This window comes from Priestia sp. BR_2, assembly GCF_041954005.1.
Taxonomy (GTDB): Bacteria; Bacillota; Bacilli; order Paenibacillales; family Paenibacillaceae; genus Paenibacillus_AQ; species Paenibacillus_AQ lautus_A.
Genome location: NZ_JAVFHM010000351.1, coordinates 294,217 through 313,005, shown reverse-complemented (window position 1 = coordinate 313,005; position 18,789 = coordinate 294,217). Strand labels below are relative to the sequence as shown.

General features: G+C 54.4%; 13 protein-coding genes. 9 read left to right on the top strand and 4 right to left on the bottom strand.

Annotated features, from left to right (window positions below):
• The first annotated feature begins 87 nt into the window (after nt 1-87).
• Both nhaC and RB298_RS33070 read left to right on the top strand, forming a co-directional pair.
• The gene (gene nhaC / locus RB298_RS33075; protein WP_486050525.1) at nt 88-1,602 is read left to right on the top strand and encodes a Na+/H+ antiporter NhaC; all 1,515 of its coding nucleotides are present in this window, start codon (nt 88-90) and stop codon (nt 1,600-1,602) included.
• 82 nt (nt 1,603-1,684) lie between these two features.
• The gene (locus tag RB298_RS33070; RefSeq protein WP_012819294.1) at nt 1,685-2,071 is read left to right on the top strand and encodes a RidA family protein; all 387 of its coding nucleotides are present in this window, start codon (nt 1,685-1,687) and stop codon (nt 2,069-2,071) included.
• 113 nt (nt 2,072-2,184) lie between these two features.
• Here RB298_RS33070 and RB298_RS33065 read toward each other — a convergent pair whose 3' ends face one another.
• Both RB298_RS33065 and RB298_RS33060 read right to left on the bottom strand, forming a co-directional pair.
• Nucleotides 2,185-2,940 carry a YheC/YheD family protein gene (locus tag RB298_RS33065; protein ID WP_486050523.1) on the bottom strand — a complete coding sequence of 252 codons (756 nt, stop codon included), beginning with the start codon at nt 2,938-2,940 and terminating at the stop codon, nt 2,185-2,187.
• A gap of 80 nt (nt 2,941-3,020) precedes the next feature.
• Nucleotides 3,021-3,413: a hypothetical protein gene (locus RB298_RS33060; protein WP_375120756.1), complete on the bottom strand. Its 393-nt coding sequence runs from the start codon at nt 3,411-3,413 to the stop codon at nt 3,021-3,023.
• Between the two features lie 147 nt (nt 3,414-3,560).
• Between RB298_RS33060 and RB298_RS33055 the strand changes: the two genes are divergently transcribed.
• A complete protein-coding gene (locus RB298_RS33055) occupies nt 3,561-3,926 on the top strand; it encodes an MmcQ/YjbR family DNA-binding protein (RefSeq protein ID WP_486050521.1) in 366 nt (121 codons plus the stop codon).
• A 121-nt stretch (nt 3,927-4,047) separates the two neighbouring features.
• Here RB298_RS33055 and RB298_RS33050 read toward each other — a convergent pair whose 3' ends face one another.
• The gene (locus RB298_RS33050) at nt 4,048-5,322 is read right to left on the bottom strand and encodes a chitinase (RefSeq protein WP_486050519.1); all 1,275 of its coding nucleotides are present in this window, start codon (nt 5,320-5,322) and stop codon (nt 4,048-4,050) included.
• 397 nt (nt 5,323-5,719) lie between these two features.
• On the opposite strand from RB298_RS33050, the gene RB298_RS33045 reads away from it, so the two are divergent.
• Nucleotides 5,720-7,072 (top strand): MATE family efflux transporter, encoded by a 1,353-nt coding sequence (locus RB298_RS33045; protein WP_012819299.1) that lies wholly within the window; start codon nt 5,720-5,722, stop codon nt 7,070-7,072.
• 93 nt (nt 7,073-7,165) lie between these two features.
• Here RB298_RS33045 and RB298_RS33040 read toward each other — a convergent pair whose 3' ends face one another.
• Nucleotides 7,166-9,787 carry a winged helix-turn-helix domain-containing protein gene (locus RB298_RS33040; protein ID WP_486050517.1) on the bottom strand — a complete coding sequence of 874 codons (2,622 nt, stop codon included), beginning with the start codon at nt 9,785-9,787 and terminating at the stop codon, nt 7,166-7,168.
• A 192-nt stretch (nt 9,788-9,979) separates the two neighbouring features.
• Here RB298_RS33040 and RB298_RS33035 point away from each other — a divergent pair, with 192 nt between their 5' ends.
• From RB298_RS33035 to RB298_RS33015, 5 genes are all read left to right on the top strand, one after another.
• Complete coding sequence (locus RB298_RS33035; RefSeq protein WP_486050515.1) at nt 9,980-13,822, top strand: RCC1 domain-containing protein; 3,843 nt, start codon at nt 9,980-9,982, stop codon at nt 13,820-13,822.
• A 391-nt stretch (nt 13,823-14,213) separates the two neighbouring features.
• Entirely contained in the window at nt 14,214-15,251 is a 1,038-nt protein-coding gene (locus RB298_RS33030) for a BMP family protein (protein ID WP_009594391.1), read from the top strand.
• 69 nt (nt 15,252-15,320) lie between these two features.
• Nucleotides 15,321-16,814 (top strand): ABC transporter ATP-binding protein, encoded by a 1,494-nt coding sequence (locus RB298_RS33025; RefSeq protein WP_096775141.1) that lies wholly within the window; start codon nt 15,321-15,323, stop codon nt 16,812-16,814.
• Nucleotides 16,814-17,881, top strand: a complete 1,068-nt coding sequence (locus RB298_RS33020; protein ID WP_012819303.1) for an ABC transporter permease — start codon at nt 16,814-16,816, stop codon at nt 17,879-17,881. The genes RB298_RS33025 and RB298_RS33020 overlap by 1 nt, the downstream gene beginning before the upstream one ends.
• Nucleotides 17,865-18,788 carry an ABC transporter permease gene (locus tag RB298_RS33015; RefSeq protein ID WP_012819304.1) on the top strand — a complete coding sequence of 308 codons (924 nt, stop codon included), beginning with the start codon at nt 17,865-17,867 and terminating at the stop codon, nt 18,786-18,788. Before RB298_RS33020 ends, RB298_RS33015 begins: the two co-directional genes overlap by 17 nt.
• The last annotated feature ends 1 nt before the right edge of the window (nt 18,789 follow it).

The window sequence follows — 18,789 nt, the reverse complement described above, 5'->3', positions numbered from 1 at the left end:
AGAAAAACTTCCGCTATATGCGGCATGTCTTCTACAGAAGGTTACGTCGATTGACGTTTTCTTATTTACATCCAGGGGGAATTCATAATGGCTAAGCCAACAGAGGAACGAATGATTAAGCAGCCGACCATGTTTCTGGCGCTGCTTCCGATTTTCACCATGGTAATCTTGCTGTGCCTTGGTTACGTATTGTTCGAGCTGCCGCCCGAGCCGCTGATTATTGCATCCGCCATCGTCGCAGGTTTGATCGCGATTAAGCTGGGGTACAGCTACAACGATATATTGGAATCCATTTCGCAGAAAATAGCGAAAACCATGCCCGCCATCCTCATCCTGATTGTGGTCGGATTTATGATCGGCGCGTGGATGGTCGGCGGAACCATCCCGATGATGATTTACTACGGCCTGAGAATCATCGATCCGCAGTTTTTGCTGATCACCGCTTTTCTCGTTACGTCCGTGGTCTCCGTATGTACGGGCACTTCCTGGGGATCCGCGGGTACGATCGGGGTCGCCTTCATGGGCGTTGGCGCCGGCATGGACGCCAATCTCGCGGCTGTGGCCGGTGCGGTTGTAGCAGGGGCTTACTTCGGGGACAAGCTTTCGCCGCTTTCGGATACAACCAACATCGCGGCCTTGTCGACCGGCGTTAACCTGTATGAGCATATCGGCCATTTGCTGTACACGACGCTCCCGTCCTTCTTCGTGGCGGGGATCGTCTACGTGGTCACGGGCTTGAACACGCATGTGTCCAGCATAGGAATTCCCGAGAAGGTAACCGACATCATGAACACCTTGGCCACGATATACGATTGGAACCTGCTCCTGATTCTGCCTGTGCTGATTGTGCTGTACGGCTCGATCACCAAGAAACCTACGATTCCCGTCATGCTGCTGTCGTCGATCGTGGCGATGGCGAACGGCATGATCTTTCACGGCTTCACGCTGCATGACGTGGTAACCTCGGTTGTCAGCGGATTCGATATCGCGATGGTTCATGTCAGCGGATTTGATCCGAATACCGTCATTGCGGACATACCTCGCCTTATTAATCGGGGCGGCATGAGTTCCATGATGGGAACCTTGCTTATCTGTTTCAGCGCGATCACATTCGCCGGCACGATATCGCTGACCAAGTCGCTGGAGCTGATCGTGGACAGGCTCTTGAAGCATGTGCGTTCCACAGGCTCCTTGATCCTGGCGACGATTGCAACGGGGCTAACCATGATCGGCGTAACCAGCAACGGACAAGTCTCCATCCTGATGCCGGGCGAGATGCTCCGCGAGGCTTACATCCGCCGCGGTCTGCATCCGAAGAATCTGGGACGGACGGTGGAGGATTCCGCCGCCATTACCGAACCGATTCTGCCATGGACGGCAGCCGGTGCCTATATGGCCGGAACGCTTGGCGTAGCAACGCTATCCTATTTGCCTTGGGCGGTGCTGTGCTGGACAGGCATTATTTTTGCAACGATTTGGGGCTTTACCGGGTTCGGCATTGCCAAACTTACGCCTGAGCAGCAAAAGGAAATGCTGAAGGAATACGATGATCCGCATCACGGAAGCCGAAAAGAAGCTGCAGAAGCTGCATCGGCCCATTAATACAGATGATGATGTTTTGGAAGATGGTAACCAACCATAAATATAAATGCGTAATACTATGCGCTACAGAGGAGAGAACACCATGACGCAACAAGAAAGAAAAACCATCGCAACCCAGCAGGCTCCAGGAGCAATCGGCCCTTATTCCCAAGCCGTGCAATACGGAAATCTGCTGTTTACCTCCGGCCAGCTCGGCATGGATGCGTCGGGGCATTTCGCGCCGACGGTAGAAGAGCAGGCGAAGCGCTCCCTGCTCAACGTGAAAGCGATCCTGGAGGCTGCCGGCTTCGGCATGGAGCACATCGTCAAGACGACCGTGTTCCTGAAGGACATGAACGATTTCCAAGCGGTCAACGAGGTGTACGCTTCTTTCTTTGCAGAACCGTATCCGGCACGGAGCGCCGTAGAGGTAGCCCGATTGCCGAAGGATGGCTTAGTTGAGATTGAAGTGGTAGCCAGCAAGCCGTAATAATAAGCGCTCTTCCAGGTATCTTGATAATAAGTTTTTAAAATGAGATTACAGCCAAAAACGGCCGGGCATGATGCCCGGCCGTTTGGTTTAAGCGGCTGAAGTATCCTCGTTTATTTCGTACGCCCATAATGCTTACCGTAAGACAGCACTCTATGGTAGAGGCTGCGGTCCTTTAGATTTTTGAGCGGATAAATTTGCGGTCGGGTGTTGACCTCGAGAATCCACGGTCTGCCTTTCGAATCGACAGCCACGTCCAGGCCGAGTTCCTTGAATCCTTTATAATGGCGGTCAAAGTTTTTGCCTACGGCAACGCCGAGTCCCTTGAGTTCAGACTCGAGCTGCTGGATGAAGGCCGAGTCGAAATTGGCGCCGCTCATCGTTTTCTTGAACGTGCCGATGGAGCCGCCTTGATTATAATTGGTGGCCACTTTGTTCGGGTTGCCGACCTTCGTGAACAGGGCGGTGCCGACCCAGGCGCCCTCCCGGGTTTTCTGGACCATCACCCGGATATCGAAAGGCTTGCCATTGCTTTTGGCCAAGCGAATTCCTTTTTGCAGCAGATAAGGTCTGCTCCCTGCAAAGCGATTCAGGTCGCGGTACAGCTGAGATGAGCTCGAGTACGACGTTTTCGTCGTGTTCAGCTGGCTTTGGTAGCCTCCGCCGGTTTTGCGGATCCGGATAATGTTATTGCCGCCTGAACCATCCGTAGGCTTAAAGAACACCGTGGAGTAGCTCGCCAGCATGGTGTTCAGGTTTTTTTTGCTGAACGGCAGCGTGTGCGGCACGTACTGCCTGAAGTAAGCATCTTCGTTCAACCATTTCGTTTTCTTCCACTTGCTTTTGATGGTGCTGCTTTTATAGCTCATAGTTAAGAGGCTCACCTCTCTTTTTTGTTCAGCATATGCCGATAAAGTAGAGCAAGCCTCCACGATGGCCTTGAGCCAAGCTATGTGCTCGAAAACAATTTTTTATCGAAAAACAATAAGGTGATAAACAAAATTGCTGCGATAAGCAAAATCGACGCTGGAATGATAAAGGCCAGCAGGGTTGCCGTATTCTGCATTTGGTAATACATCAGCATGCCCAGCGGCATGATCCCGCCCCCGAGCAAACTCGTCCAGAAGTGCATCGCGGCGGTTCTTTTCATGCTGAGCTTGTCCCGAAAGACGTAGTAGAACATGCCATAGGCAAACAAGGTCAGCCAGCCTACCACCAGGATATGGGCGTGGCCTGCAACCATGCTGTAGCTGCTTCTGCCTGCCATGTCCGCTCCGATCAATGCGCCGATGAGCATATAAATGGCCGCGATGCGCATCAGCCATTTGCTGTATTTCAACATGGATAAATTCCCCCTTGCATCTTGAATCAGTCCCAATATACAAGAGTTGTATGAACGGAGCATGAACAACATGTCAAACGGAATTGAACAGGGAAACATCATCTACTATAATCAAATAGATCTGATCTTGAAGGAGAGAATTTCCAGGTGCGAAGCCCACTCATTGCTTATTGTCTTTCGAAGAAAGCCGCAGCCGAGGATTATCCGTTCGGACCGCTTCCGATCGTCATGAAGGTCGGCGGCAAAATGTTTGCCCTGATTACCACCACGGCAGGGGAGAAGGTCAGCCATATTTCCCTGAAATGCGATCCGGTCATCGCGGAGAATTTGCGCGAGCAGCATGACGCCGTGCAGCCCGGATACCATCTCAATAAGAAGCACTGGAACACGGTGACCGTCGATGGCTCGCTAACGGAAGCAGACCTGCGCGATATGATCGACCATTCCTACGATTTGGTGCTGAATAGTTTGCCGAAAGCGCAGCGCGTTGCCATCTCCCAGCGACTGGTATGAAGGCTGCTCCAAAACATAATCGCCCTATGGCAGCGTGGTGGCTGCAAGCCATCCATCCGCCAAGGGCGATTTTGCATGATCCATCAAACGTGATGGATCCGAGCTTCAGGCGGGTTCCGCATCAGAACGGTTTCATCCCTAATGTATCGACCTTCTCTCCGGTAATATCGACGCCCATACGGCCCGTGATATCGCGGTAATGCCCGGCGCGCCGCTGCACGGGACTGCCCTCGGTTTCCCCGAGATTCGCTTCCAGGCCGTTCAAGATCATCACCGTTGTGCCGAAGCCGGGACTGCCCAGTCCCCTGAACTTCTCGAGCGGGGAAGGCTTCCATCTGCCGACCATCACGTCATGGGCGGAAGGTTTCGGGTCCTGCGGCGTCATCCAGAAGAGGATGGCGGTCATGTAGCCGATCTTGCCGTCGGCGGCAACGATCTCGGGATGGTCCAGCAGCACGCTTTTATCCCCATAGATAATGGAGCTGAAGAGTCCGTAGTTGAAGTTCCAGCTGAGCATGATCGGTCCCCGCCCATAATAGCGCTTGTCCGGCGATCCGGGATACAGCTCTGCGCTTGCCGGATCAACGAAGGCATCCATGTTGACCCCTGTCCGGCCGGCGATGTTTTCGTTCCAGAACAATCCCCAGCGAAGCGGACCGCCGGGAGCGGCAGCCCAGCCCCCGCCGGTTTCGTGGGAGAGATTGGCCAGGAAGGCGGCCAGTTCGCGCTTGCGGTCCTTCTTGAACCCTTCCTTGAGAAAGGTGCCGCCGTCAATGATAACGGTTTCAATCGCTTGGTTAAGGTTCTCGGCCGAATGGAAATCCGCCGAACGCACGACGAGTGTTTCGACCCGGGCATCTTTGTCCAATCGGTAAATCTCTTGGGCGGAAGGGGCTCCTTGCCGCGTGCGGATCTTGATCTTCAGATTGGACACCTCGGCCACCGCGTGAATCAGGTTGTCGTAAGAGAAATAGTCCGTCTGATCGGCTTTATAGTATTCTTTGCCCTTGGCGACGTTAAACCATGCGGCCGAACCTAGCCTGTAAGGAAATAAAGCCTCGAAGTCTTCCTCCGACAGCAGCGCTTTAACCGCTTCGATCGACTTTTCCGGCGTGTAATCCGGATCAAGGCCGTCCCAGTGCCGGTCGATCTCCTTGCGGCTGATCAAACGGTGCTCCCCAATCGCCAGGGAATCGGCTGGATTCCCCGTGAATTGTGCGAAAGCCGTGGTGTCTGTCGGGATGCTGGACGGCGTTTTCATTGGCGATGCCTCGGCTTGGGGCGCCTCATCGGCAGCAAGGGCTTGAAGCGGGGTCATAAGGAGGGCAGCGCTGAGGGCTGCAATCATGCTGCGCTGAACCATGTTGCGGGATAACGGATATTTCCACACGGTCATACACATTCTCCTCTATATCGTTGGGATGGAATTACATTGCCATCATATATACGGCATGTCCTTTTGTACATAGTCAGGAAATCCCACGGCATCACGCGAATTTAGCATGTTACATAAGCTTTAGGGCGATCAAGCGGGGAGAGATGAGACAAGGGGCAGGGGATTTGCTGCGGAATCCTCCAGGATGCCGTCGAAGTTCGATTACCGGCTTTCGTAATGGAGTGCAACCAGACGACTAGTTTTTTACCGTAAAAACATTATAATGTTATTATGTTTTTGATTCTATGAATCTACTATACGGCAGGAAGGATGCTTCACTTCATTTGGTTCTGTTCATTTGCATAATTTCGTATATATTAGAGATTCATCATCTTATAGTCGAAGAAGGTTAGCTGACATGAGTTTATTTGTTCGGGAAAAAGGATTCTACAAAAGTTTTTTCTGGCTGACGCTTGTGATCGGGATGCAGAACCTGATATCGGTCGGCGTGAATTTGTCGGACAACGTCATGCTGGGAGGATACAGCGAATCGGCGCTGTCGGGCGTCGCGCTGGCGAACCAGATCCAATTCCTGCTGCACATGCTGGTTCTGGGCGTATGCGAAGGCTTGGTCATCATGTCGTCCAGATTCTGGGGAGCCAAGGATTTAGGCTTGATCAAAAAAGCGGCAAGCATCGGCATGCGAATGGCCATCCTTCTCAGTATCGTGTTATGGGTCATCGTGTTCTTTTTCCCGCACGAGGTATTGTCCTTGTTTACCAAGGAAGAGAACGTCATAGCTGCCGGCGTGGAATATTTGCGCATCATCTGCTTCTCTTATATCTTCTTTGCGGTCACCAGCTCCTTGCTGGCTTCCTTAAGAAGCGTGGAAACGGTAAAAATCGGCTTCGTGGTATCGCTGTCCACCTTGGTTATCAACATCTGCTTGAACTACATCCTGATTTACGGGTATATGGGCTTCCCGGAGCTGGGCGTGTCCGGATCGGCTATCGCTACCCTGACGGCGAGGATCATTGAATGCGTGATCGTCATCGTGTATGTTAAGCGGTTCGATCGCAAGATCCTGTTAAAGTTGCAGGATTTCCTGAAGTTCGATATGGAGCTCTTCAAGCAGTACATTCGCGTAGGCTCCCCGATTCTGATGTCCAATACGATATGGGGGCTCGCCATGGCGGCACAAACCGCCATCCTGGGGCATATGGGGGAATCCGCGATCGCCGCCAACAGCATTGCTACAACGATTTTCCAGATGGTGACGGTCATCGTGTACGCTTCCGCCAGCGCAACGGCCGTGCTGATCGGGAAGACCATCGGCGAGGGCATGATGGATAAAATCATATCGTATGCCAAAACGCTGCAGATTCTGTATATCCTTCTCGGTTTATTGACGGGGGCCGTGCTGTTTGTGATCAAGGATTTCGTGCTGGGCTTCTATTCGATATCCGATGAGGCCAAAACGCTTGCCCTGCATTTCATGACGGTGCTGTCGATCACCGTGGTCGGAACGGCCTACCAGATGCCGGCTTTGACGGGCATCGTGCGGAGCGGCGGAGACACCCGCTTTGTGCTGTACAACGATTTGATATTTATGTGGCTGATCGTGCTGCCCTCATCCGCCTTATGCGCTTTTGTGTTCCATTTATCGCCGCTTGCCGTGTTCATCTGCCTGAAATCGGATCAAATCCTGAAGTGTTTTGTGGCGATCGTGAAGGTGAACCGGTTCAAATGGATCCGATCCTTCAGCTCATGATGGTGCGGACGGGTATTATAAGGTAAATCCATAGCGTAAAAAAAGAACCTCGGGAACGCGTGTCCCGGGGTTCATTTGTAGGGTTATCCCCGATTAATCCTCCAGCAGGTTCAGCGACTGGGCTTTAACCAGAGCCTGCGTGCGTGTCGTCACGCCGAGCTTGCCGTACAGTCTGGACAAATACACCCGGATCGTTCCTTCGGACAGGCCGAGTGCTGCGGCCATCTGTTTATTCGCGGCGCCCTGGCGAATCAGATGCAGCAAATTCATTTCGTTCCGATTCAGCCGTTCGGGAAGAGTTTGCTGGGGTGTCTCGGCGGAAGGAATATCCGCTTCGGAATAACCCGGGAAACGCTTCACGAGCGTGCGTGCATATTCAAGCGTCCGAAGTTTCTCCGGGCTTAAGCCGTCTTCCTGTACAAGTCGGCTCGAATACTGCTGCAGCAGCTGGCACATGTCCTCCCCTTCGTCGAGGAAGGTGCGGACATAACCGTTCTGTGCCCCGACACGCAAGGCTTCGCCAAGAAGATGAAGCGACTGCTGCCGCTGGCCGCGTTGATGTTCCAGCAGCGCCTGCAGGCTTGTGATTTCAATGATGCTGGATCGCTGCTGTTCGCGCTCCGCCTGAGGTTTCAACAGGTCCAGGAGGCGCAGCGCCTCGGTTTCCCTGCGCTGTCTGCCTAACATGCGGACCAACGCCAGGTATTCCGTTTCCCGGCTATAGGCGGGCTTGTCCTTGACGGAAACGGGGAGATCGGCCACTTCCTTCCGTGCTTCGGCTATACGCCCTTCCCGGATATAGATCAAGCTTCTGACGGCCTTTAACGGGGCGAGCCAAAGGCTCGATTTCCTGGCAAGCGCAGCGGAGCACGCTTCATCCAAAGCATAATGGGCTAGATGGAATTTGCCCTCGGCAGCGAACAGCCTGGCTTCGGTGATATGCAGCGGCACGAACAGCCCCATCGTTTCTTTGGCGGGCGGCGCATTACGGATCTGCACCAGCAGCTGCCGGCATTCCGCCAGTCGGTTCCATTCATAATATCCCTCGCACAAGGATTGTTTAACATATAAGTTCATGAGCGAATGCGCCCACCCGTGGGATTCCAGCACACCGGTAAACAGATGCGCGATTCTTTCCGTATCGGCGGAGAGAGTTCCCTTCATGCCGAGCGAGGTACGCCTGACATAAGGCTCCCGCCGATTGTAATCGAACTGGTAGTACATCGGATTGTCGGGCATCAGGTTGTCGAGGATACCTTCGCTGAAGGCGAACCATTTGCCGAAGTCACCGTTCAGAAAAACAAGATTGGACCGCACGAACAGGATGGAACTCATAAGCTGCTCCCTTCGGTCCGATGATTCTAGCGCAGCGCAGGCTTCCTCAATAAGGGACAGCATGCGCTCGGAACGTTCGAGATTTCCTGTCAGTACCAAGACAAAAGCATGCGCCAGCGACATTTCGGGTGTCATCGGATAGCTGGGGGGGATGCGGTCAAACCATTTCAGCAAGGTGGCAATCTCTCCAAGTTCGAGCACGGATTGCATATGCTGCTCGAGCAAGTTCAGGGCATGCCCGAAGTCCTGCGCTGCCAACATATGGTCAATCGCTTCATCCATGGAGCCGACGGAGGCATAATACTCACCGGCGAGCCGGTGGCGCTTGGTATATTCCCCGTGAAACTCGCGCTGAAGCAGGTCGAGCAGAAACTGCGAGAATAAATGATGATAACGAAAGAAGGTTTGATGTTCGTCCAGCGGAACCAGAAACAGATTCAGCTTCTGCAGCTCCTCCAGCATCGGACGGCTGTCGCCGAGATCGGTTACGGCATCGCAAACCTGCGGATGCAGCTCTGAAAGGACGGCGGTCTGGAGCAAAAAGGAGAACACGTCGGGCGACAGCTTGCTTACGACTTCCTGAAACAGATATTTGGATACGAGAAGCGGATTCCCCTTCATATCCTCCACGAATCCTTCCAGACCGCTGCCGGTTCGCGTGGTAATCACGGCAAGCTGGAGCCCGGTAACCCAGCCTTCCGTCTGGTTCCGTAACGTATCAAGCTCCATCGAGGTCAGAATGGGATGGCCGCCGTTTGACGCATGGCGGAACAAGCGCTCCGTCTCCTCGTAAGTAAATTCCAACTGCTTCATGCCGATAAGATGGACCTCATGGTTTACCAAGCCCTTGATCGTGGGGAATGGAAGCTCGGTCCGGGACGAGATGAGAAGATGAATATGTTCGGGGAGGTAGTCGACCAAGTAGGAAATCCCTCCATGGATGGTTGAAGAGTGAATACTGTGCAGGTCCTCAAGAATGAGATTGAGGGGCTCGGAATCCTCGTATAATTCACTGATCAGCGTATCCAGAAAGGTTTCAATCGAGGCGCTTGGCAGCAGCTGCGTATGGTGCATGAGACGAGCTCCTTGCGGCTCGGGAAGAATCGAGGCCAGCGAGGCCGCCACGTATCTCCAAAAGCGGACGGGATCGTTATCCCGCTCGTCCAGCGAAACCCAGGCGCTTCGTTCGTCGGTCTCATGAGCCCATTGGGCGAGCAGCGTCGACTTGCCGTATCCGGCAGGCGCGATGACGGTTGTCAGCTGACCCTTATGGCCTGCTGCCATATCCTGCAGCAGCCGGTCCCGGCGAATCAGATGCTCCTTCAGACCGGGAAGGCTTATTTTCATTTTCAGAATGGGTGAGTCGGTCAGTAGTTTCATAGGATACCCTCGCAATATACGAAACGTTATTTTTACGGAAATTGAGTCGCGATAACTAGATTATATGAAAAAAAAGATGAAAAGTTAACGTTTGTCAATCGTTTTCCTCCCATAAATTTGATAGCATCCTTGGTGCCGCGGTCCTAACCGGGCCGCAGCTATCATAACGCTGATGAAACGAAGGAGGAGATTATGCTAAGGCGTTCAGGAAAAATCCTGCTGTGTGCGGCTTTGCTGCTGCTGCAGGTGGATGGGTTATTGGGATATCGCCAAGCCTTTGCGGCTGCGGCCGTTGCACCAAAGCTTGTAGCCGGGTACTATCATACCGCTTCGCTCGTAAGCAGCGGTGAAGTTTACTCATGGGGATACGGAGACAGGGGGCAGCTGGGTGACGGCACCTGGAATACCCGGACGACTCCGGTCATGGCGAAGAATTTGAACCATGTCATTGACATTCACTCCGGCGTCCGCAGTTCGATGGCGCTAAGGCAGGATGGAACGGTATGGACCTGGGGGGCAAACGAGAACGGACAGTTAGGGATTGGAACGATAACGAATGTGAACGCGCCCGCGCAAGTTCCGGGTCTGAGCGGGATCAAGGCAATATCGGGCGGATTGGCCTATCACGGCATGGCGCTTTCAGAGAACGGCACCGTTTGGACTTGGGGGAAGAATGACAACGGCGAGCTGGGAAATGGAACGACGATACAACAAAACACCCCGGTTCTGGTGGCCGGTCTAAGCGATGTGACGGCGATTGCGGCTGGAGGATACTACAGTCTTGCCTTAAAATCGGACGGCACCGTATGGGCCTGGGGCGTGAACGGAAGCGGGGAGCTTGGAGACGGGACAACGACGGACCGGCACGTTCCGGTACAGGTTGCCGGGCTGACGGACGTCATGGCGATTGCCGCCGGCGGTTCCCATAGTTTGGCCATTAAACAAGACGGCACCGTGTGGGCATGGGGAAACAATACGTACGGTACGCTTGGCGACGGTACGAGAACGCACCGGACGAGACCCGTGCAGGTTCGAAACCTGCAGCATATCGTTGCCGTTGCGGGTGGAGGTTATCACAGCCTTGCAGTGGACCGGGCAGGAAACGTATGGAGCTGGGGGGATAACAGTCAACAGCAGCTGGGCCTAAACTCGAATGCTTCCAGCCTCATTCCGGTCCCTGTGCCGGGGATCGAGCATGTACGCGAAATTTCCGCCGGCGGCTTTCATAGCGTGGCCATGAAAAAGGATGGGACCGTCTGGGGATGGGGCTATAACTCCGGAGGACAGATCGGAGACGGGACGTACAACAATACGAGGGGAATACCTACCCTGACCAAAGCCGTGCTGGATACGACGTCTCCGGATACGGGCAGCGGTAGCCTGAATCCGCACAGCATCACGTCAGACTCCGTTGCATTGGAATGGCCGAAAGCCTCGGACAATATGACGGAGCAGCACGAATTGCAGTATTTGTTATATTCGTCCGGCAGCCCGAATATCGGGGACGTCAGCCAAATGGAGAGGAACGGGAAACCCCTCGGAAACTACGCGGCGGGTCACACCGGGATGGTGGTGAACGGGCTTGCCGCAGGCACGGATCATTATTTTAACGTCATGGTCAAAGATGCCGTAGGCAGGAAAAGCGCATACCGCATGCTGAAGGTGACAACCCTATGGCCGCAAATCTACTCGTTAACCTATGACGGCAACGGACACACCGCAGGGAATGTTCCGGTAAGCAGCGGTTTGTTTGCCAGAGGCGACGAAGCGGTCGTGGCGGGCAATACGGGGCAGCTGGGCAAGGATGGACATGTCTTCGACGGCTGGAATTCGGAGGCCGACGGAAGCGGAATCGATTATCCTGCCGGTGGCAAGCTTATATTCGGTACGCAGGACGTCACGCTGTATGCCCAATGGAAGGCGATCCAGGCACCGACCGAGCTTAAGGCCGTATCTTACACGCCATCCCACCAGTCTGTCGGCGTGGAAAAAGATGTAACCTTGCAGGTTGTCTTTAATGAAGAAGTGACGGCGATGTCCGGTAAATCGATTGCGATTAGGCTGGCCTCGGATCATCGCGTCGTCGAGACCGTCGATGCAGGGGGCGTCACGATTCTCGGGAACGCGGCGAGAATAGATCCGCTGAATGATTTTGATGCGGGAGCAGCCTATTACGTCGAGATCGAGCCGGGTGCTTTTATCGGTAACCATTCGGGTACCGGCTTTGCCGGCATTCAGGGGGCGGATGCTTGGAGCTTTACGGTCGGGGAACATGAGGCCCCGGCCTACGACGCTGATTTGCAAGCATTGGGGCTGCGATCGTCGAGCGGAGAAGTAGCGATGAGCCCTGTGTTCTCCAGAGATCACTATGATTACAAAGCGCAGGTCGCCAGCGATACGGACCGCCTCACGGTAACGGCACAGGTATATGATGCGAGGGCGTCGGTAACGGCCAGCGTGTACGGCGAGGCCGGTAATTTGGTATGGGGGCCGATGGCTCTCCTCTCCGGCCAGGAGAGCCCGTCCTTCCCCGTCGCCGTAGGCAGCCAGGTCGTGGAGGTTATGGTGACGGCGCCTGACGGCCAGCATATGAAATACAGAACGACGGTAACTAGAGCTTCATCCGGAGGCGGTGGCGGAACGCCTGAAGAACCGGAAGGTTCGTCGCCAGGAGGTTCCGGCCAAGGATCGGCTATACCGGGCCCATCAGGCAATGCCGCACCTTCGAATAGAGTAGACGTCAAAGTTACGATAAACGATGAATCTCAGGAAGGGATGGTTACAGGTTTGTTCCATGAGGCCAATGGACATACCGTCGTATCGATGAAATTGGATACGGCTAAGCTGGAAGCCCGTTTAGAGACAGTGGACTACAATCCGGTAATCGTCATCGCGTTGGCACGGCCCGCGGATCAGGTCTCCCTGGAAACCAGCGGAGCTGCTCTTGACCTGCTTAACGCCAAGCAGGGCGCCATTGAAATCCGATCGGCGCTTGGTCATTTCCACGTTCCTGCGGCCGTGATGGCATCATCGCGCTGGCACGCGCCAGGGAGCACGGATTTGCCGGCCGCGGATCAAATATCGATAACCCTGACGATGGCTGGCAGCGACGCTGCCAAGGTAGAGGCCGTTAAGAAGGCCGCATCGCAATCCGGCAGTACGCTTATCGGTTTGCCTATCGAGTTTGAAATCACGGCTAAAGCTCAGGACACGGCACTGCAGTTAGATCCGTTCCCGCAATATATGAAGCAGCGAATCATTTGGCCGCAGGGAATGCCGGGCCGCATGACAACGGCTGTCTTGCTGGATCGGAACGGCAGCTTTTACCCGATCCCGACGCGCTTCGAGCTGAAGGAGGACGGAAGCAGCGAGGCGATTCTGCATTCCTTATCGGCAGGTACGATTGCTTTCATCTCTCATCAAGTGCGAGTTGCTGATGCATCGTTCCACTGGTCCAAGGATGCGGTGAACGATCTTGCTTCGCGAATGATTCTGAACGGAACCGGACTTGCCGAAGGTGGGACAGACACAAACGCGAATCAGCCCGCGGCGATTCATTTCGAGCCGAATGCCCAAGTGAGCCGTGCCGAGTTTGCCGCCATGATCGTAAGGGCGCTCGGTTTGGATGAGGTGCAGGACGGAGCTCCTGCTTTCCGGGATGTCGACGCAGAGGACTGGCATGGCGGCGTCATAACGCAAGCTGTGCAGTATGGGCTCCTTCAGGGGTATGAGGACGGCCGTTTCAGGCCGGCCCAAGGCATCACGCGTCAAGAGGCCATAGCGGTTATGGCGAGAGTGATGAAGCTGGCGGGAACAACGAGTGCAGTGAATGAGATGGAGGCGGCAGCCATCCTCTCCCCTTACCAGGACCGTGAAGACCTGTCCGACTGGGCCAGACCGGCTGCGGCCGCCCTAGTGAAGCAAGGAATTGTCCTGGGATCGGGTGCAGGGCTTAAGCCGCTCCAGAAGTTATCCCGCGGCGAAGCAGCGGTCATGCTGCAGCGGTTATTGAAAGGCTCGGAGCTGATCGATTGAATCGGCGGTGGAAGCAGGCTGGGCTGAAGAATTCAACATTTCGTATGCTGCTTCATCTAAATAGAAATCATGCAAGAGAGAGGATGCCTAACGGCATCCTTTTTTATATAGATAGAGAGAATTCAGGTTTGCGTGATGCCAGGAATTTGAAAATAATGCGTTTTCATCCCGGATCCATGCCGGAAGCGTTTGATCAAATGTTGGCAATTTCCGAACATTATCGACATTTTGATAAGGTAATGTTCTGTGATATACGCAGTTTTCCACCAAATTTTTGCTAAAAAACACATTAAACTACATAAAACGCTAAAATTTTTGTTTTGACATCTGCTTGTCTATACCATAGGATAATAGTATAAAAAGTGCTCACTTAGGAGGATAAGGTCAGGAAATGAAAAAGACATGGTCAATTCTATTAACACTCGTATTATCCGTTGGATTGCTTGCAGGTTGCGGCAACGATGATAAGTCTACTGACAGTGGTGCAGCTAATGGCGGTTCCGAAGGATCTCAAGATAAGAAACGCATTGCACTAGTTCTTCCTGAGAAGATCGGCGTGAATCCATTCTTTGCCCTGATGGACGAAGGATTGCAAAAGGCTGCTGCCGATTTCAACGTTGAAGTCAAAACGATTGAATCGACAGACCCTGCTTCGATCGAGCAGAACCTCCGCACGGCGGTTGCCGAGAAGTATGATCTGATCATCACATCCACCTTCCAGATGGAGGATGCATTGAAGAAGGTTGCACCGGAGAATCCAGACGTGCCGTTTGCGATCATTGACACGGTCGTGGATTTGCCGAACGTCCGCAGCGTCGGATTCCGCGAGCATGAGGCTGCTTATCTTCTAGGGGCGGCTGCAGGATTGGCAACGAAAACGAACAAGGTCGGCAACGTTGTGGCCAACGACATTCCGATTATGCATAAATATATGACCGGCTTTGAGGAAGGCGCGAAATCGGTCAATCCGAACATCGAAATTTTCGTTAACTTCGTAGGCGGATTCGACGATCCGGCAAAAGCGAAGGAGCTTGCGCTCCTGCAGAACTCCAAGGGCGCGGATTTCGTAGCCGGCATGTCCGCCGTTGGCGATCTGGGCGTGTTCGAAGCAGCGAAAGAGAAGGGCTTCTACACTTCCGGACAAGATACGGACAATACCGAGCCTGAGCATGTGGTGCTCGCGCAGTTGAAAGGTACCGACGCTGTCGTATACGAAACGGTGAAGGATTTTGCAGAGGGCAACTATACTTTCGATATTCGCGACTACGGCCTGAAAGAAGGCGCAGTAGGTCTCACTTACGTTACGCATGAGAGCAAAACGCCGCTTAACCCATTCATTGGACAAGACATCGTGGATCAGCTTAAGGTGATTTCCGACGATATCATCGCCGGAAAGATTAAAGTAACGAACGCATTGGAACAAAATTAGTTCTTACCTGGACCGGCTGCACATGGGCAGTCGGTCTTTCATTCAGAAACGAAAGGAAGGCATGACTCGATGCTACTCCAGATGGACAATATTACGAAGAAGTATGGCGAGTTCAGCGCAAACCGCGGCATTGATTTTTCGCTGCGCGCGGGTGAGGTTCATGCGATAGTCGGGGAAAACGGTGCAGGCAAAACGACGCTGATGCGGATATTGTACGGGATGGAGCAGCCAACCTCGGGTACGATTCGGCTGAATGGCAAGGAAGTTTCGTTTGCAAGCCCGCTTGACGCGATTCAAGGCGGAATCGGCATGGTGCATCAGCACTTCATGCTGTTTCCTACGTTTACGATCGCCGAGAATATCGTGATCGGCAATGAGCCGGGCTCAGGTGCCGGGTTTGACCGCAAGCAAGCCGTGAAGATCGTGGAAGGACTCTGCGAAAAATACGGCATGAAGGTGGACCCGCGCGCCACCGTAAGCAGCAGCGCCCCCGGCGTGCAGCAGCGGGTTGAAATATTGAAGGTGCTGTATCAGGGAGCCGAAATCATCATTCTGGATGAGCCGACGGGCGTGCTGACGCCGCTCGAGGTGCAGGAGCTCCTGGATGCCATTAAACAGCTCTCCAAACAGGGAAAAAGCTTTATCCTGATCAGTCATAAGCTGAACGAGGTCCTTGACGTGGCCGACCGCATTACGGTGCTCCGTGACGGTGCCGTCACGGGCGTGGTGGAGAAGGGGAACACCGATGCCCACCAGCTCTCCCGTCTCATGGTCGGCCGCGAGCTGATGGAACTGGACCGCAAGCCGATCACGCCGGGCGAGAAGGTGCTGGAAGTATCGGACGTCTCGATCCGCGGAACGAAAGGCAAGCCGGTTCTGGACGGCGTAAACCTGGAGGTACGGGCCGGCGAGGTTGTCGGGATCGCCGGTATTTCAGGCAACGGGCAGTCCGAGCTGCTTCAAGTGATCTCGGGCCTGGCTCAGCCGGACAGCGGCCGGATTGCCGTGTCGGGCAAGGACGTAACCGGCATGTCGACAAGAGAAATACGGGAACACGGGTTAGCCCATATTCCGGAGGATCGCTACGTATGGGGTGCCAATCGAACGGCAACCGTGATGGATACCGGGCTTATGGGGCATCACCGCCGCTTGCAGCAGGGCGGCTTCCTCAAACTCAAGGACATTCGTTCGCTCGTATCCGGATGGGTTCAGAAATTCTCCATCAAGACGGGCTCTCTGGAGACCAGCACGCAGTATTTGTCCGGCGGCAATCTGCAGAAGCTGATCGTGGCACGGGAACTGGAGCAGGGAACTCCGTTCCTGATCGCGGCGGAACCGACGCGAGGCGTCGATATCGGTGCCATGGAGACGATTCATGGCGAACTGCTCAAGCGGCGCGAAGAGGGCACGGGAATTTTGCTGGTATCGTCGGAATTAACGGAAATCTTGAAGCTGTCCGACCGTGTTCTGGTCATGTATGAAGGCCGGATCGCGGGCGAACTGTCGGCGAAGGAAGCGACAGAAGAGAAATTGGGACTGCTGATGGCGGGAGGAACTCTGTAATGAACAAATGGACTAAATTTACGCTTCCGCTGCTTCAGCCGATTGCCGCAATCATCGTGGGGCTGCTTGCCGGAGCCATCGCGATCATGATTGCCGGCGGCGATATCCTGCAGACCTACGCGGAGATGTGGAAGGGTGCCTTCGGCGGGATGTATTTCTTTACGAATACGCTGTCCCGCGCGACCCCGATCATTCTGATCGGTCTGGGCGCGGCGTTTGCCTTCCGTGCAGGCTTCTTTAACCTAGGCGCGGAAGGACAAATGGTGTTTGGCGCGCTTTCCGCCGCGTTGGTCGGATTGTATATGCCGGGTCCGGGCTGGCTGGTGTGCATCGTTGCGATTCTTGCCGGCGTTGTCGCAGGGGGATTATGGTCGGTAATGGCCGGATATTTTGATGCCCGGTTCCGGGTGAACCTGCTGATCTCCACGCTGCTTCTGAACTATGTGGCCGTATTGTTTGCGGGGTATCTGGTCGCCTATCCGCTGAAGGACCGCTCGGGTTCGGCCGCGATGGCGCAATCCGAAATGCTCGATAACAGCGTCTGGCTGCCGAAGCTGATCTCCGGCATGCCGCTGCATGTCGGCTTTGTGCTCGCGGTGCTGGCCGCGTTGATTATATTCGTCTTGTTGAAGCGCTCCGTGATCGGCTACGAAGTACGGATGCTAGGCGGAAATCCGCTGTTTGCCCTGTTCGGCGGGGTTAAGCGCGGGCCGATGATGCTTGGCGCGATGTTCTTCAGCGGCGGCTTGGCCGGACTTGGCGGGGCCGTTGAAATCCTGGGCTCCCAGTATCGTTATATCGATGGTGCGTTATCTACGGCCGACTATGCCTGGACGGGCATCATGGCAGCATTGCTGGCAGGGTCGCATCCGATCGGCACGCTGATTGCATCGATTTTCTTGGCCGCGCTTCAGACGGGCGGCATGGGCGTGGAACGGAATACGGAAGTGCCGCTTGAGGTAGGAGCGATCATCCAAGCCGTGCTGATTCTGTTTATCTCCGCCCGATTCACATACAGCTTCCTGAAGCGCAGAAAGGGGAACAAATCCGATGGAACAGCTGTTTGACCTTGCTTTAATCAACTCGGCCCTCCGCGTGCTCACTCCGATCCTGCTTGCGGCTCTCGGCGGTGCCCTGTGTTCGCGCGTCGGATTGTTCAACGTCGGTTTGGAAGGCTTTATGCTGCTGGGGGCTTTCTCAGCCGTGGTGGGGAACCACTTTTTCGGCAACGTGTTTTACGCGATTTTGTTCGCGATTGCGATCGTGTCGATCTTTTCCTTTATCTTTGCTTACCTCAGCATTAATCTGCAGGCCAACGTCATCGTGGTCGGTATCGCGATGAATGCGCTGGCGGCAGGGTTGACCACATTCAGCTTGCGGGCTATTTTTGATGTGAAAGGTGCATTTTATGATAATACGATGGTCGGGCTGCCGAAATGGAACATTCCGATTATCGAGGATATTCCGGTGATCGGTCCCATTTTGGCGGGCCTGACGCCGCTTGTGTATCTGTCGTTTTTGATTGCGGGCCTCATGTGGTATTATTTCTATCGCACGAAGAACGGCTTCCGTTTTCTGGCTGCCGGCGAGAATCCGCTCGCTGCCAAAAGCGTGGGCATCCGTGTAAGACGGTATCAGTATGGAGCCGTGCTCGCGAGCGGCGTGTTATGTGCGCTTGCAGGCGCGCAGCTGTCGCTTGGACAGGTGACGATGTTTACGGAAGGCATGACGGCCGGCCGCGGCTTTATCGCGCTCGTCGCCACGATGCTTGGCCAATCGGGTCCGCTTGGGGTAACGGCGGCAAGCCTGCTGTTCGGCTTTATGGATGCACTCAGCATCCGGTTCCAGGGGCTGGCGCTGCCTACGCATTTTACGCAGATGCTGCCTTATGTCGTAACGATTCTGGCGATGTTCTTCTTTAAGGATAAAAGCTTCCAGCAGGACGCGCTGAAGCAGGGATCCAGTTCCAGATAAG

Coding starts and splice junctions, on each gene's coding strand:
- nhaC (WP_486050525.1), top strand. CDS start 88: ATGGCTAAGCCAACAGAGGAACGAATGATTAAGCAGCCGACCATGTTT.
- RB298_RS33070 (WP_012819294.1), top strand. CDS start 1,685: ATGACGCAACAAGAAAGAAAAACCATCGCAACCCAGCAGGCTCCAGGA.
- RB298_RS33065 (WP_486050523.1), bottom strand. CDS start 2,940: ATGAGCTATAAAAGCAGCACCATCAAAAGCAAGTGGAAGAAAACGAAA.
- RB298_RS33060 (WP_375120756.1), bottom strand. CDS start 3,413: ATGTTGAAATACAGCAAATGGCTGATGCGCATCGCGGCCATTTATATG.
- RB298_RS33050 (WP_486050519.1), bottom strand. CDS start 5,322: ATGACCGTGTGGAAATATCCGTTATCCCGCAACATGGTTCAGCGCAGC.
- RB298_RS33045 (WP_012819299.1), top strand. CDS start 5,720: ATGAGTTTATTTGTTCGGGAAAAAGGATTCTACAAAAGTTTTTTCTGG.
- RB298_RS33040 (WP_486050517.1), bottom strand. CDS start 9,787: ATGAAACTACTGACCGACTCACCCATTCTGAAAATGAAAATAAGCCTT.
- RB298_RS33035 (WP_486050515.1), top strand. CDS start 9,980: ATGCTAAGGCGTTCAGGAAAAATCCTGCTGTGTGCGGCTTTGCTGCTG.
- RB298_RS33030 (WP_009594391.1), top strand. CDS start 14,214: ATGAAAAAGACATGGTCAATTCTATTAACACTCGTATTATCCGTTGGA.
- RB298_RS33025 (WP_096775141.1), top strand. CDS start 15,321: ATGCTACTCCAGATGGACAATATTACGAAGAAGTATGGCGAGTTCAGC.
- RB298_RS33020 (WP_012819303.1), top strand. CDS start 16,814: ATGAACAAATGGACTAAATTTACGCTTCCGCTGCTTCAGCCGATTGCC.
- RB298_RS33015 (WP_012819304.1), top strand. CDS start 17,865: ATGGAACAGCTGTTTGACCTTGCTTTAATCAACTCGGCCCTCCGCGTG.